This window comes from Labrys sp. ALF-8, assembly GCF_059699065.1.
The window spans coordinates 504,862-519,104 of record NZ_AP048537.1; the positions used below are offsets into that span (position 1 = coordinate 504,862).

Here is a 14,243-nt window from a genome sequence, read left to right on the forward strand (position 1 = left end):
GGAACCGGGCGATGATCTACGAGATGCGGACCTATCGCCTCCGAACCGGGACGGTTCCTTCCTACCTGAAGCTGGTCGAAGAGGAAGGCATCGCCATCCAGCGCGCGCATCTCGGCCATTTGGTTGGCTATTTCTTCTCCGAGATCGGCCCGCTCAACCAAATCGTGCACATCTGGGCCTTTGCGGACCTCAACGATCGCGAACGACGGCGCGATGCCCTCATCGCCGATCCGGCCTGGCTGGCCTTCCTGCCCAAGATTCAGGCTCTCATCGAGACCATGGAAAGCAAGATCCTGAAGCCTACCCGCTTTTCTCCCCTGGCCTGAGGCCGGCGGGACAAGTCTGACAAAAGAAGACGACCATCCAAGCAACCAAGGGAACCATGCCATGACACGCTTTTGTTCCGCCGCGGCCGGGCTCGCCGCTCTGTCCATCCTGGCGCTCGGCGCCGGCCTTGCGCATGCTGCCGACAGCATGGTGTTCACCAGTTGGGGCGGCACCACGCAGGATGCCCAGAAGCAGGCCTGGGCCGAACCCTTCACCACCGCGACCGGCATCACGGTCAAGCAGGACGGCCCAACCGACTACGGCAAGCTGAAGGCCATGGTCGACAGTGGCAACGTCGATTGGGACGTGGTTGACGTCGAGGGCGACTTCGCCATTGCCGCAGCCAAGGCCGGGATGCTCGAGCCCATCGATTTCTCGATCGTCAACAAGTCGGATCTCGATCCGCGCTTCGTGACGGACCATTCGGTCGGCAGCTTCTACTATTCCTTCGTGCTCGGCTTCAATAAGGACGCACTCGGCGGCAAGGAACCGAAAAGCTGGGCGGATCTGTTCGATACCGCCAACTTTCCCGGCAAGCGCACCTTCTATAAATGGTCGGCCCCGGGTGTGATCGAGATCGCACTGCTGGCCGACGGCGTGGCACCCGACAAGCTCTATCCGCTCGACCTCGATCGCGCCTTCAAGAAGCTCGATACGATCAAGTCCGATATCGTCTGGTGGACAGGCGGCGCGCAATCCCAGCAGTTGCTGGCTTCGGGCGAGGCGCCGATCGGCATGTTCTGGAACGGGCGCATCTTCGCACTGCAGGGCGACAACCCCAATATCGGCATTTCCTGGCAGCAGAATCTGACGGCGGCCGACGTGCTGGTGGTGCCGAAGGGCAGCAAGAACAAGGCAGCCGCGATGAAGTTCCTCGCGGCTGCGACCAGCCCCAAGGGCCAGGCCGACATGGCGGCTGCGACGAACTACGCGCCTACCAACCTCAAATCGGCGGCGATGATGGATGGCAAGGCCGCCGCCGGCCTGCCGGACAAGTTCACTTCCTCGCAGATCAATCTCGACATGTCCTACTGGGCCGAGCATCGCGACGAGATCGGCAAGCGTTGGTATGACTGGCAGGCCAAATAGGCCGAGAGCGGAGTGACGGTGAAGCCATGACGGCGATTTCCCGCCTCAAGGAAGGGCCGGCCCAAGCCGGCCCCGGTCAACGCAACAAGGCGCTGGAGCGCCGGCGGCTGCTTTCGGGCCTCGGCCAGATGTCTCCAGCCTTCGCCGTCATCATGCTCTTCTTCGTCGTGCCGGTGCTGGTGCTGTTGCTGCGCAGCATCCTGGAACCGCAGCCGGGTCTGCAGAATTACGCCGAGGTCTTCGGTTCCACTACCTATATCCGCGTCTTTGCCAATACCTTCCTGGTGGCGGGCGTGGTCACGGCCGTGACGCTTCTGCTTGCCTTTCCTGTCGCCTGGCTGATGGCGATCGTTCCCGGCCGCTGGGCCGATCTGCTGTTCGGCATCATCGTCCTTTCGATGTGGACCAATCTCCTCGCGCGCACCTATGCGTGGATGGTGCTCTTGCAACGGACAGGCGTGATCAATCGCGCTCTGATCGAAATTGGACTGATCTCGCAGCCCCTGCCCCTGATCAACAATCTCACCGGTGTCACCATCGGCATGACCTACATCATGCTGCCCTTCATGATCCTGCCGCTGCACGCCACCATTCGCAGCCTTGATCCCTCGGTGTTGCAGGCGGCATCGCTCTGCGGGGCGAACCGCTGGCAGGTTTTCACCAAGGTCTTCCTGCCCTTGGTCGCCTCGGGCATCGGCGCTGGCGTGCTGATGGTGTTCGTGATGTCGCTCGGCTATTTCGTCACGCCGTCCTTCCTAGGCGGAACCTCCAACATGATGCTGGCCGAGCTCATCGCCCAGTTGGTGCAGTCGCTGTTGAACTGGGGCCTGGCCGGTGCCGCCGCCACCGTTCTGCTGGTGGTGACACTCGGTCTGTACGCGGTGCAGATCCGCTGGTTCGGCTTCGGCGAGCGGCAGGGAGGGCACTAGATGCTGCTCGACTTCTCCCGCCTCGGATGGCTGCGCTGGCTTCTCATCGGCATCAGTGTGCTGGTCGGCCTTTTCCTGCTCCTGCCGATTCTGCTCATCGTCGCGCTATCCTTCGGCTCCTCCCAATGGCTGCAGTTCCCGCCGCCCTCCTGGACCCTGAAATGGTATCGTGCCCTGTTCAGCGATCCCGATTGGCTCGCCTCCCTGCTCACCAGCTTCGAAATCGCCATGGTCGTGACCATCCTCTCGGTGGTGATCGGCTTCATGGCCTCCCTGGCGCTGACACGAGGCCGATTTCCCGGGCGAGAGGTACTGCGCGCCTTGTTTTTGACCCCGATGGTCATGCCGGTGGTGGTGATGGCCGTGTCGCTCTACGCCTTCTTCCTGCGGCTGCACCTCAACGGGACGTTCGTCGGTTTCGTGATGGCCCATCTCGTGGTCGCGCTGCCCTTCGCCATCATCTCGATCTCGAATGCACTCTCCCATTTCGATAGCGCCATCGAGAATGCCGCCATCCTCTGCGGCGCGACACCGTTCGAGGCCAGGCTGCGTGTCACCATTCCGGCGATCCGCCTCGGCCTGCTCGGTGCTGCCATCTTCTCGTTCCTGGCGTCGTGGGACGAGGTGGTTATCGCCATCTTCATGGCAAGTCCGGACCTGCAGACCTTGCCCGTCCGCATCTACACCACCTTGCGGCAGGACCTCTCGCCCGTCATAGCCGCAGTCTCGGCGTTGCTTGTCGGGTTTTCGGCTCTCCTGCTGCTGCTCGCCACATTGCTGCGAAAGGATACTTCCAGATGACGGAACCTTTCCTCGCCGTCCGGGGCCTCGCCAAGACCTATGGCAGCGTCACCGCCGTCGAGCAGGTCACGCTCGACATTGCCCAAGGTGAGTTCGTCACCTTCCTCGGTCCCTCGGGCTCCGGCAAGAGCACCACGCTCTATGTGATCGCCGGATTCCAGGATCCGTCGGCCGGCGACGTGCTGCTCAACGGCAAGTCCATGCTTCATGTGCCGCCGAACGAACGCAATATCGGCATGGTTTTCCAGCGCTACACACTGTTTCCCCATCTCAGCGTCGCCGATAATGTCGGCTTTCCGCTGCGCGTGCGGCGCCGTTCGCGCGCCGACATCGACGCCAAGGTCAAGGCCATGTTGAAGCTGGTGCGCCTCGATGCCTATGCCGACCGCATGCCGGCCCAGCTTTCCGGTGGACAGCAGCAGCGTGTCGCGCTGGCGCGGGCGCTCGCCTATGACCCGCCCATCCTGCTGATGGACGAGCCGTTGGCGGCACTCGACAAAAAGCTGCGCGAGGAGATCCAGTACGAGATCAAGCGTGTCCATCTCGAAACCGGTGTGACCATCCTATATGTCACCCACGATCAGGAAGAGGCGCTACGCCTGTCCGATCGCATCGCGCTTTTCAATCATGGCCGAATTGAACAGCTGGGCAGTGGACGCGACCTGTACGAGGAGCCGGCGAACCGTTTCGTCGCAAGCTTTATCGGGCATTCCAATTTCATCTCGGCCATGTTCGTCAGGGGAAGCGGCAAGGATCACACGGTGCGCCTGCCAGACGGAACACTGCTTCCGGCCTTCAGTTCGGAAGTTAGGAGTGACGACGATGCGGTCGCCGTGATGATCCGCCCGGATGCGTTCGCCCTGTCGCATGCCGACTCTTCCTCGGAGATGGCGAGCATTGCCGTAACCGTAAAAAATGCGACCTACCTGGGCGATGTCGTTCAGCTCACCACGTCGACACCCTGGGGTGAAGACCTTGATGTGCGCCTGCGTCCGGAGACTACGATGCTACCTCAACTGGGGGACGCTTTGAGGCTACGGGTCAATTGCAACAATCTCCGGATTTTCAGTCAGAGGTGAGCACAGTTACCATACGGAGCATCGGAATTGGCGAGCCGATTTCTCGCCCGATCGAGAACCCTCGCCGATGACCTCTGCTCCGCGACAGCGAGGCAGTGCGCCACGAACGATGACCCTGCGCAGCTTCTCCCAGGCTTTATCTTCAATTCGCCAATCTGGCGATGACCAGGTCCAGCATTGCCCGCAGGCGCGTCAGCCTGCGTAGATCGCGATGGTACCCCAGATAGGTATCGCGACCGGGCGGCGCATCTCCAAGGTCGACCGGAATGATCCCGCCCATGCGATCACCGAGAGGTCGGGGCAGGACGGCAAGGCCCGCGCCCTGGCGGCACAATTCCGCCTGCACTTCCCTGTTGTTGCTACGCATCGCAATCTCTGCCCTCGGCAGCATCCGTTTCAACCAGACTGCATCGGGCATTTCGGCGAAGGCACCGTCCATGGTGATGACCCGCAGGCCCTTACCGTCACCGATGGACGCCGGTTCGGTCCCCTCGGCCGTGTAGACGGCGTAGGGAATATGGACGAGGCGACGGGATATGACCTCGGGCTCATCGAAGGGTCTGATGCGGAATACGAGGTCCGCTTCGCGCCTCGGCAGGCTGTAGAGACGCGCGTCGGTCAGAAGCTCAACGCACACCTTGGGATACCGGCGCCCGTATTCCGCAAGCACGGGTGCAAGCATGTAGGTACCGAACCAATCGGACGAGGACAGCCGCAGCAGCCCCTCAAGCTGCGCCCCGCTGCCGGCCAGTTGCCGCTCCATGGCGAGAGCTTCCTCCTCCATCCGCTCGGCATGTCCCAGAACGGCGCTGCCTTCGTCCGTCAGGACAAACCCATCGGCGGTGCGCTGGAACAAGGTCTGGCCGACCGCAGCTTCGAGAGCACGCAGTCGCCGGCCCATCGTCGGCTGCGTCTGCCCGAGACGACGGGCGGCCGCGCCGAGCGTGCCCTCCCGCGCGATCGCCAGGAAGATACGAAGATCGCTCCATTCGGGCATAGGCCACCCAAACAAAAATGTATGGAATTCGTGCAATATCGTCGATTTTCATACGCTTCGTAAAGGCCCACCGTGTGTCCAGGTCGAAGGGAGAGAATGCAATGACCCAGACGATGAAGGCGGCGGTCCTGGAAGCGCATGGAGGTGATTTCCGGATCGCAAGTGTCTCTGTCCCCCAGCCCGGTCCCGGCGAGGTCCTGGTTCGTATCGCTGCCAGCGGTGTCAACCCGCTCGATACCAAGATCCATGAGGGGGCTGCCGCTCACGCCCGCCATCCGCTCCCCGCCGTGCTGGGCATGGATCTCGCGGGCACGGTCGCGGCGGTCGGTGCAGACGTCACCCGCTTCAGGCATGGCGATGAGGTCTACGGCATGGTGGGCGGCGTCGGCGGACTGCAGGGGACGCTGGCCGAGTATGCGGCGGTGGATGCCGATCTGCTGGCGCTCAAGCCGGCCAATCTCTCCATGCGAGAGAGCGCGGTGCTGCCGCTGGTGACGATCACCGCTTGGGAAGGCCTCGTCGATCGCATGGATGTCAAGGCTGGCGACAAGGTGCTGATCCAGGGCGGTGCCGGTGGCGTCGGCCACGTTGCGATCCAGATCGCAAGGGCGATCGGCGCTGAAGTCTATGCCACGGGGTCGGCCTCGAGCCGCGAGACCATCGAACGGTTGGGCGCCGTCTTCATCGACCGCTCCGAGGACTCTGCAAGCTATGTCGATCGCCTGACGAACGGACTGGGTTTCGACCGGATCCTCGATACGGTAGGCGGGGTCGCCCTGGATGCATCCTTCCAGGCTGTCCGCCGGCTTGGCCGCGTCGCCAGCGCCTTGGGTTGGGGAACCCATTCCTTGGCGCCGCTCTCCTTCAAGCAGGCGACCTATTCCGGCGTGTTCACCCTGATGCCGCTGCTCTCGGGACAGGAACGCCGGCACTTCGGCACCATCCTGGAAGAGGCGGCAAGGCTTGCGGAGCGCGGTCTCCTCGCTCCGATCCTAGACAGTCGAACATTCTCGCTGGACACGGTCATCCAGGCATACGGCGCGATCAAGGATGGCTCGCCCAAGGGCAAGCTGGTGATTGATATCGCTCCCTTGAAGACCTGAGCACGGCCCGCTTGCGGACGGTGACGCTTTGCCGAGCGTCATCGCAGTTCACCCGCACCAATCGGCTTCGGACAACCCGGCTGTGGGGAAGCTTCTTGTCCGCTGCGGCGCAAGGATCACGCTGGCGGTGTTCAACGGAAAGATCGGCCTTGTCGAAAGGCCCGCTGTGTCAGCCCGCAAGTCGCGCCGTTTTCAATGTGATGACGACCCGCATCCCCTGCCCTGCCAGCTCACGTTCGATGTCTCCTTCGAACTGTTTCACGACCGTTTCCAGGAGCCTCGATCCAAAGCCATGGCTTTCCGGCGCCGTAGTATCGGCAGTATCGCAATGCTCGGCCCAAACCAGGACGATCTCCTCTCCATTTACGTGCCAGGTGATCTCGATCCGGCCCTTATCGCGCAGGGCTCCGTATTTGACGGCGTTGGTCGCAAGTTCATGAAACAGCAGGGCGAGGCTATTCAACGAATGATTGCCGCAAGACACGTCGGGACCGCGGAGCGAGAAACGGCTCGGGTCTGCTTCACCCGTTTGATAGGGCGCGAGGATTGCACCAATGATGCTCTTGAGATCGAGATGCGATGGCTCTGAGGTGATTGCGTCGGGATCCGGGGTGACCAGGGCGTTTGCGCGTGCAAGAGCGTGCAGGCACTGGGACAGATTGACCTGCATCTCAGCCGGCGTCTGGGAGTGCCTGGCGCTCATGCGGATCAGCGCATCGGTAATGGTGAAGTAGTTATTCAACCGATGACCCATTTCGCGCGCTATGAGAACCTGCTGGTCAAAGGCACTTGCCAGCCTGTCTCGCCCAGACGTGAGTTGCAAGGCCAGGGTCGTAAATGCCGCAATCTCCACCAGCGCGCGGACATGGCCGCCATGAAAGTGCCTTTCTGCGGGCGCGACAATCCACAGGGTGCCGATCGGCTCGACGTCGCCAAAGTACAGCGGGACGAGGAGGACTTCTGGAATTGAAAGTCCCGCTTCGGCCAGCCAAGGGTAGAGCCTCTCAGGATGGCGCGCGAGCACGGTCGCATTATGGTTGAGCGCCGCGCCACAGAGGCTGTCGCTGCGCGGTATGCGCGTGCCGCTGAATTGCCTCAGCTCGCCTTTGACATGCCTCCAGACGAAGATCTCGCCGGCTGCATTTTCGAGCAGACTGAGACCGGCGGCCCTGCCTCCGGCGATTTCCATGGCTCGTTCGACGAAGCGAGGCAGCAACTGGTCCGGAGCATTGGCCATCTGGTGCGCTAGGTCCAGGAGCGAGGCCTTCTCCAGGGTCAAATCGATATTCCCCACCGGGCGGTTGAGCAATTCGTGAGTGATATAGACCGACGCGCGCTCGGGACCGTTTGGATGGTGCTCACTCATGTCGGCTCTTTTGCGGTTCGAGCGCCTGAAGGCGGGAAGGCCTGCGGGCCTTTACAAAGCGGTAGACGCAGCATCGATGGAACGCTCTGGCGGTTGTCAGGTTTACCATCCTGACATCCACCCTCCCCGCTGACGACGCGAGTTATGTTCACGAGTAACACATGCGAGTTTGCGTCGTCCGTCTACTTGTGGACCCTTTGTTCCTGAATTGTGAGGCGAGAACGATGAGCCTACCCCTTGCTGGCGAGTTGATACAGAACCGGCTTCTGGCCCAGCTTCGAGACGACGACCGTAGCCGTCTCGCACCCCACTTCCATCGGTTCGAGCTCGAAGCCAATCATGTTCTGCAAAAGGCGGGGGAGGATGTCGAACACACTTGGTTTCCCTGCGGCTCGGCACTCGCGGCTTTCAGTATCTGGATCGACGACGACGATCACAGCGTCGAGGTTGGCGTGATCGGCAATGAAGGTGCCGTCGGCGGCATAGTTTCCAACGGACATATTCCCGCTTACGCAACCGCCCTCGTTCGATCGCCGGGAAAGTTCCTGCGGATAAGAACGTCAGCGCTGGAACAAGCCAAGCTGGACTCGATCGCTTTGCGGCATTGGTTCTCGCGATACTCCGATTGCCTGCTTGCTCAGATATTTCAGACGGCGGCGTGCAACGCCACGCACACAATATCGCAAAGGACAGCCAAATGGCTGCTTGCCGGCATTGCCCGCACGCAAGGCAAGGAGATCGCCATGACGCAGGAGAATCTCGCACAATTGCTGGGTGTGGGGCGAACATTCGTAACGCGAGTTGTTCACAAGTTGCGAGACGAAGGATTGATCTCGACCAGACGAGGCGTTTTCGTCATCGAGGATGAGGAAGCGCTTCGCAAACGCTCCTGCCCTTGCACGGCGCTGATCGAGGATCACTTCGATACAGTCCTGCACGGAATTTACCCCGTCGACTGATCTTGTGCGGCTGGCCGGTGGAGTAGCGCCGGAACAACCGGATCGACGACTGAGCAACGCGTCGGCTCCTCGGCAATGCCTTTTCCTTTCAGCAAACCCGCCTCATCAGGCGGCTCGATGTTCGGCAGTTCGCCAACGCGAGCCTACGAGTCTGAAGAGTTCCTTGCCGCGGCGTTCGGAGGAAGATTTTTTCAGCCGTCTCGAACCAATTCGCACCCGGCACGTTACGCCTCATCAGTGTTGGACGGACGGATGACAATCAGGAAAGAACTACGTGCTCGTACCGCGGAGGCCCATCAGGTGGTCGATCTGCTCTACTCAGCGCATGATTTGAGTGAGAGGTCCCACTATCGCGAATTCCTGTCGCGGCATGCCAGCGTGGTAGTCCCTCTCGAAGCGAGAATGGAGACCGCCGGTGTTGCCGCCATTCTCCCGGACTGGTCGCAACGTCGGCGTACGCCTGCCCTGCTCGCGGATCTGGCAGCCCTGCGCGGGGCTTTTCAGCCGGCGGCCGTGCCGAGACTCGCGATCCGGGCAGACGTGGTCGGTTGCCTTTACGTGCTGGAGGGCTCGAGGCTGGGGTCGCGCGTTCTGCTGCGCAGCGTCGTCGAATGCGACGGCCTGCTGTGCTGTGCCGCCACGCGCTATCTCTCCCACGGGATGGGGCATGGCCTGTGGACGAGCTTCCTCGCCTTTCTGGACGAACAGCCTTTCACGCGTGGGGAAACCGAGCGAGCCGTCGCCGCCGCTGCCATGACTTTCGAGCTCTTCGCACGTTCCGCCCGAAACGCAACGCCGCAGTCCTGCTGGAGCGACCTCCCCGAGCGCACGCCGTTGAATTGACGGACCGGACGGAGAATGAAGAAGGACCGCGAGTGACCCACGCACAAGACGCTCCCGAACAGCAAGGCCGGCAGACTGAGGCTCTCGTGGACCTGGAGGCCTGCGCGCGCGAGCCTATCAGGGTGCCCGGCGCGGTGCAGCCCCATGGCTGCCTCATGCTGCTGGCACCCGCGGACCTGCGCATTCACCAGTGGAGCGACAACTGTACCGCCATGTTGGGTCTTGCTCCCCGGGAGCCGGGCGCTGCATGCTTGGCTGAACTGCCCGATGCAAAGCCGCTCGCGGAGGCGTTGACGCGATGGGTGCTGACGCAGGACGCCCAGTTTCTGGGCTCCCACACTCACGCCGGCGGGCATTTCGATGTCTCGGCCCATCGCACCCCGCAGGGCCTGATCGTGGAGTTCGAACCGGTCGAGGGCCGGCGCGCTACCCTGGAGGAGAACTACCCCCGCCTTCGCGCGTTCGTCGACCGTCTGGACGGGCTGGAGAACGTGCAGGATCTGTGTGAATCCGGTGCTCAGGAGGTCCGCAACCTCACGGGCTTCAACCGCGTCCTGGTCTATCGTTTCGATCCGGAATGGCACGGCCGCGTCTTGGCCGAGGACGGTGATGGAAAGCTCCCGAGCTACCTCGACCTGCGCTTTCCGGCGTCCGACATCCCTGCCCAGGCCCGAGAGCTCTACCGCATCAACCGCCTTCGACTCATTCCGGATGCCAACTACCAGGCCGTTCGTCTTACGCCTGAGCGATGCCCGTTCGACGACGCGCCACTCGACATGAGTTTGGCAGCCTTGCGCAGCGTCTCTCCGATCCACCTGCAATATATGCGCAATATGGGCACCATTGCCTCGATGTCGATCTCCATCGTGGTCGACAACAAGCTATGGGGCCTCGTCTCCTGCCACCATGCCGAGAGGCATCCTGTCAGCGCTGCCACCCGGGCCGCCTGCGACTTCCTGGGACGTGTCCTGGCCCAAGCCATAGGCGCGCGCGAACGCAGCGCCGAGACGGCGCAACGCCTCGCTCTCAAGGCCATGGAGACGAGCCTGGTCGCGCATCTGTCCCGCAGCACGGGCTTCCAAGCCGGATTGGTCGAAAAGCCACAACAATGGCTTGGGCTTACCAATGCAGAAGGAGCCGCCGTGAGCCTCGACGGCATCGTTCTCACGGCCGGGCAGGCTCCGCCTGCGGAGTCCATCGGCGCCCTCGCCGGCTGGCTGCATCGCGAGAGACGCGGCGAGAGCTTCGCCACAGACCATCTCGCCTCCGTCTGGCCGGAGGGAGAGGCTATTGCGGCGGCGGCCAGTGGAGTGATCGCGACTCCGATTGCACGCCTTCACCCAGGCTATCTGTTCTGGTTCCGCCCGGAGGTCGTGCGTACCGTCAAATGGGGTGGCGACCCCTACAAGGCTCCCGACAGTACCGGCCAGCTCAACCCGCGCAGCTCCTTCGACGTCTGGAAGGAGACGGTGCGCCGACGAGCCGAGCCCTGGAACATGGCGGAAATCCACAGTGCCTCCGATTTCCGGGTGGCGATCGTGGACTTCGTCCTGCAACGCGCCGAAGAGCGCGCGCAATTCGCGGAGGAACTCCAGCGCTCGAACCGCGAACTCGAGGCCTTCTCCTATTCCATCTCGCACGATCTGCGGGCACCCTTCAGGCACATAGCGGGCTATGCGCAGCTCCTGACTGAGGAAGAGCCGGGGATCAAGGCAATCTCCCGCCATTATCTCGACGGGATATCGCAGGCTGCGGTGTCTGCGGGAAAGCTGGTGGACGATCTCCTCCACTTTTCCCATCTCGGGCGCACCAGCATGAAAATGTCGCGCATCGACATGCAGAAGATCGCCGCCGAAATCCGGCACAGTTTCGAGAGCGAGGCCGACAAGCGCAGGATCGAATGGCGCGTCGCCAAGCTTCCCGCAGGCTGGGGGGACCCTTCCCTGATCCGGCAGGTGGTCTACAATCTGGTGGATAACGCCGTGAAATATACGCAGACACGCCCGAACGCCCGGATATCGATATCCGGCGAGGCGCGGGCCGGGGACACCCTCTACACCGTGGAGGACAATGGCGTCGGCTTCGACATGGCCTATGCCCACAAGCTCTTCCAGGTGTTCCAGCGCCTGCACCGGGCAGAAGAGTTCGAGGGCACGGGTATCGGCCTGGCTCTCACCAAGCGCATCATCGATCGCCATGGCGGGATGATCCGCGCCGAGGGAACGCTGGGCAAGGGAGCGACCTTCAGCTTCACGCTACCCAATCGAGCAAAGGACACCAAGAATGGCTAGCCTCAGGCCAATCTTGCTGGTCGAGGATAATCTCGCCGATGTCGAGCTGACACTGGCCGCGTTCAAGCGCACCCAGCTCGCCAATGAGATCGTGGTGGCGCGAGACGGCGCGGCGGCGCTCGACTACGTTTTTGGCGAGGGCGAGTACGCGTCGCGCCAGCCAGAGCCGCCGGCCGTCATTCTGCTCGACCTGAAGCTTCCGAAGATCGACGGCCTGGAGGTGCTGGAGCGGATCAAGAGCCACGACCTGTACCGCACCATTCCCGTGGTGATGCTCACTTCCTCCCGCGAGGAGAGCGATGTGGTGCGGAGCTACCAGCAGGGCGTCAATTCCTTTGTGGTCAAGCCGGTCGACTTCAAGGCGTTCTTCCAGGCAATTCAGGAGCTTGGCGTGATGTGGGCGGTCCTCAATGAGCCTTACCCGGGGCGCTGAAGCTATGGTGAATGGCGGCTCGACCCGCGTATTGTTGCTTGAAGATAGTGCGATCGATGCAGACCTGATCGTGCATCATCTGCGCAAGCTGCCGGGCAAGTTGCTTATCAAGCGTGTTGCCAGGCGCGGCGAATATGAGCGAGCCATCGCCGCCGACAGATACAACATCGTGCTCTCTGACTATTCCCTCGGCGACTTCGACGGGCTGGAGGCGCTCGACATCGCCAAGGCAAGGGCGCCGCTTACGCCCTTCATCTTCATTTCCGGTGTGCTGGGCGAACAGTTTGCAACGGAAGCGCTACGTGCGGGAGCCACCGACTACGTGACCAAGCGCGACATCGAGCGCGTGACGGCAGTGGTGGGCCGCGCCCTCAAGGAGGCCGATGAGCGCCGCGCGCACCAGCGAGCCGTCCAGGCGTTGCGCGAGAGCGAGGCACGCTTCCGCGTCACGGCCGATTCCACCCCCGCACTGATCTGGTCCGTGGGTATCGACGGGCGGATCGACTTCGCCAATACCCGCTTCGAGAGCGAGCATGGCCTGGCCCGGGAGAAACTGCTCGACCAGGGCTGGCTTTCGATCATTGCCGAGGAAGACCAGGCCGAGTTTGCGCGCGCCTTCGAAACCGCCTTCACGCAGCGGGATGCCTTCCGGCGCGAGGTTCGGGTACGCGATCGCCTCGGCCTGACGCGCTGGCTACGCTGCGAGGCCAATCCGCGCATCGACGACTCCGGCAACTTCCTGGGCTATACCGGCTGCGGCGTCGACATCACCGACAGCAAGCTCGCCCGGGAGCAATTGGAAGAGCTTGTGCAGCGGCGTACCCGCGAGCTCAGGGAAAAGGACGAGGCCCTGCGGCAGTCGCAGAAGATGGAATCGATCGGCCAACTCACCGGTGGCATAGCGCACGACTTCAACAACATGCTGGCCGGCATCATGGGCAGCGCCGAGCTCTTGAAGCGCCGGCTGAGAGATGGCCGCTATGGAGAGTGCGACCGCTACATTGAAGCTCTGTTGGCCTCGGCCAATCGCGCCGCGTCCTTGACGCACCGCCTTCTCGCCTTCTCGCGCCGCCAGACGCTCGACATTTCCAGCATCGATACGAACGCGACCATCCGCTCGCTCCATGATCTGCTCGCCCGAACGCTCGGCGCGGAGATAACGCTCGACCTGCAGCTTTCGCCAGAATTGTGGCTGGCGGCTTCGGACGCCCACCAGTTGGAGAGTGCCCTGCTCAACCTTGCCATCAATGCCCGGGACGCCATGCCCGAAGGTGGCCGGCTCACCATCGCAACGCGCAACCTGCCGGCTACGGAGGGAGTTGCTGACGGCACAGGGGGAGAGGTGGGCGGCCATGTCGAGCTCCGTGTGTCCGACACCGGGGTCGGCATGACACGGGAAACGCGTGAGCGTGCCTTCGAACCCTTCTATACTACCAAACCCATCGGCCAGGGTACGGGACTGGGCCTTTCCATGATCTATGGCTTCGTGACCCAGACCGGCGGGACAGTTCGTATCGAATCCTGTCCGGGAGAGGGTACGAGCGTCATTCTCCAACTTCCGCGCGGGGATCACCTCGATGAGGGCCAGAAGGCTTCGGTGGTGCGGCAAGTCGATCCGCCGACCAGTCGCCGCACCATTCTGATTGTGGAGGATGAGCCGATCGTCCGGGTACTGCTTGTCGATTACCTGCAGGAGCTCGGTTACGATGTGATCGAAGCCAGTGATGCTCAATCGGCCATGCCTGTCATCGAAAGTCCGCGCTCCGTCGATCTGCTGCTGACAGATGTGGGCCTGCCGGGGGTGAACGGGCGTCAACTCGCTGATATGGCCCGGCAACACCGTCCGACCCTGCCCATCCTCTTCGCAACCGGCTACGCCCAGGGCGCCGACAGCAAGACCGGGTTTCTGGGTCCCGGCATGGACATGGTCGGCAAGCCCTTCGCGCTGGATGTGCTTGGCAGAAAGCTGGGCGAGATTCTCTCCTGATGTCTCCCTGCCCGAGTTTGCCAGGGCGATACGTGGCCA

At 62.5% G+C, this 14,243-nt stretch carries 13 protein-coding genes; 11 read left to right on the forward strand and 2 right to left on the reverse strand.

Features of this window, described 5'->3' with window-relative positions:
• Nucleotides 1-11: 11 nt before the first annotated feature.
• The 5 genes from AC6H34_RS02435 to AC6H34_RS02455 all read left to right on the forward strand — a co-directional run bounded on the left by AC6H34_RS02435 (nt 12) and on the right by AC6H34_RS02455 (nt 4,225).
• Nucleotides 12-326, forward strand: a complete 315-nt coding sequence (locus tag AC6H34_RS02435; protein ID WP_448146299.1) for an NIPSNAP family protein — start codon at nt 12-14, stop codon at nt 324-326.
• Nucleotides 327-387: 61 nt separating this feature from the next.
• Complete coding sequence (locus tag AC6H34_RS02440) at nt 388-1,416, forward strand: ABC transporter substrate-binding protein (protein WP_448146298.1); 1,029 nt, start codon at nt 388-390, stop codon at nt 1,414-1,416.
• A 128-nt stretch (nt 1,417-1,544) separates the two neighbouring features.
• The gene (locus AC6H34_RS02445) at nt 1,545-2,345 is read left to right on the forward strand and encodes an ABC transporter permease (RefSeq protein WP_497539839.1); all 801 of its coding nucleotides are present in this window, start codon (nt 1,545-1,547) and stop codon (nt 2,343-2,345) included.
• On the forward strand, nt 2,346-3,146 hold the full coding sequence (locus AC6H34_RS02450; protein WP_497537789.1) for an ABC transporter permease: 801 nt from the start codon (nt 2,346-2,348) through the stop codon (nt 3,144-3,146).
• A complete protein-coding gene (locus tag AC6H34_RS02455; RefSeq protein ID WP_497537790.1) occupies nt 3,143-4,225 on the forward strand; it encodes an ABC transporter ATP-binding protein in 1,083 nt (360 codons plus the stop codon). The genes AC6H34_RS02450 and AC6H34_RS02455 overlap by 4 nt, the downstream gene beginning before the upstream one ends.
• Nucleotides 4,226-4,367: 142 nt before the next feature.
• Here AC6H34_RS02455 and AC6H34_RS02460 read toward each other — a convergent pair whose 3' ends face one another.
• Nucleotides 4,368-5,222, reverse strand: coding sequence for a LysR family transcriptional regulator (locus tag AC6H34_RS02460; protein WP_497537791.1), 855 nt, complete (start codon nt 5,220-5,222; stop codon nt 4,368-4,370).
• A 113-nt stretch (nt 5,223-5,335) separates the two neighbouring features.
• Here AC6H34_RS02460 and AC6H34_RS02465 point away from each other — a divergent pair, with 113 nt between their 5' ends.
• A complete protein-coding gene (locus tag AC6H34_RS02465) occupies nt 5,336-6,325 on the forward strand; it encodes a zinc-dependent alcohol dehydrogenase family protein (protein WP_497539840.1) in 990 nt (329 codons plus the stop codon).
• Nucleotides 6,326-6,494: 169 nt separating this feature from the next.
• Here AC6H34_RS02465 and AC6H34_RS02470 read toward each other — a convergent pair whose 3' ends face one another.
• Entirely contained in the window at nt 6,495-7,691 is a 1,197-nt protein-coding gene (locus AC6H34_RS02470; protein ID WP_497537792.1) for a sensor histidine kinase, read from the reverse strand.
• A gap of 224 nt (nt 7,692-7,915) precedes the next feature.
• On the opposite strand from AC6H34_RS02470, the gene AC6H34_RS02475 reads away from it, so the two are divergent.
• From AC6H34_RS02475 to AC6H34_RS02495, 5 genes are all read left to right on the forward strand, one after another.
• Entirely contained in the window at nt 7,916-8,650 is a 735-nt protein-coding gene (locus tag AC6H34_RS02475) for a Crp/Fnr family transcriptional regulator (protein ID WP_448146293.1), read from the forward strand.
• Between the two features lie 252 nt (nt 8,651-8,902).
• The gene (locus tag AC6H34_RS02480) at nt 8,903-9,493 is read left to right on the forward strand and encodes a biliverdin-producing heme oxygenase (RefSeq protein ID WP_448146292.1); all 591 of its coding nucleotides are present in this window, start codon (nt 8,903-8,905) and stop codon (nt 9,491-9,493) included.
• Nucleotides 9,494-9,525: 32 nt separating this feature from the next.
• A complete protein-coding gene (locus tag AC6H34_RS02485) occupies nt 9,526-11,784 on the forward strand; it encodes an ATP-binding protein (RefSeq protein ID WP_497537793.1) in 2,259 nt (752 codons plus the stop codon).
• A complete protein-coding gene (locus tag AC6H34_RS02490; protein ID WP_448146290.1) occupies nt 11,777-12,217 on the forward strand; it encodes a response regulator in 441 nt (146 codons plus the stop codon). Before AC6H34_RS02485 ends, AC6H34_RS02490 begins: the two co-directional genes overlap by 8 nt.
• Nucleotides 12,195-14,204, forward strand: a complete 2,010-nt coding sequence (locus AC6H34_RS02495) for a response regulator (protein ID WP_497537794.1) — start codon at nt 12,195-12,197, stop codon at nt 14,202-14,204. The genes AC6H34_RS02490 and AC6H34_RS02495 overlap by 23 nt, the downstream gene beginning before the upstream one ends.
• Nucleotides 14,205-14,243: the final 39 nt, after the last annotated feature.

What these genes read in the sequence shown, in the direction of transcription:
- AC6H34_RS02435 (WP_448146299.1), top strand. Translation starts at nt 12, where the DNA reads ATGATCTACGAGATGCGGACCTATCGCCTCCGAACCGGGACGGTTCCT.
- AC6H34_RS02440 (WP_448146298.1), top strand. Translation starts at nt 388, where the DNA reads ATGACACGCTTTTGTTCCGCCGCGGCCGGGCTCGCCGCTCTGTCCATC.
- AC6H34_RS02445 (WP_497539839.1), top strand. Translation starts at nt 1,545, where the DNA reads ATGTCTCCAGCCTTCGCCGTCATCATGCTCTTCTTCGTCGTGCCGGTG.
- AC6H34_RS02450 (WP_497537789.1), top strand. Translation starts at nt 2,346, where the DNA reads ATGCTGCTCGACTTCTCCCGCCTCGGATGGCTGCGCTGGCTTCTCATC.
- AC6H34_RS02455 (WP_497537790.1), top strand. Translation starts at nt 3,143, where the DNA reads ATGACGGAACCTTTCCTCGCCGTCCGGGGCCTCGCCAAGACCTATGGC.
- AC6H34_RS02460 (WP_497537791.1), bottom strand. Translation starts at nt 5,222, where the DNA reads ATGCCCGAATGGAGCGATCTTCGTATCTTCCTGGCGATCGCGCGGGAG.
- AC6H34_RS02465 (WP_497539840.1), top strand. Translation starts at nt 5,336, where the DNA reads ATGAAGGCGGCGGTCCTGGAAGCGCATGGAGGTGATTTCCGGATCGCA.
- AC6H34_RS02470 (WP_497537792.1), bottom strand. Translation starts at nt 7,691, where the DNA reads ATGAGTGAGCACCATCCAAACGGTCCCGAGCGCGCGTCGGTCTATATC.
- AC6H34_RS02475 (WP_448146293.1), top strand. Translation starts at nt 7,916, where the DNA reads ATGAGCCTACCCCTTGCTGGCGAGTTGATACAGAACCGGCTTCTGGCC.
- AC6H34_RS02480 (WP_448146292.1), top strand. Translation starts at nt 8,903, where the DNA reads ATGACAATCAGGAAAGAACTACGTGCTCGTACCGCGGAGGCCCATCAG.
- AC6H34_RS02490 (WP_448146290.1), top strand. Translation starts at nt 11,777, where the DNA reads ATGGCTAGCCTCAGGCCAATCTTGCTGGTCGAGGATAATCTCGCCGAT.
- AC6H34_RS02495 (WP_497537794.1), top strand. Translation starts at nt 12,195, where the DNA reads ATGAGCCTTACCCGGGGCGCTGAAGCTATGGTGAATGGCGGCTCGACC.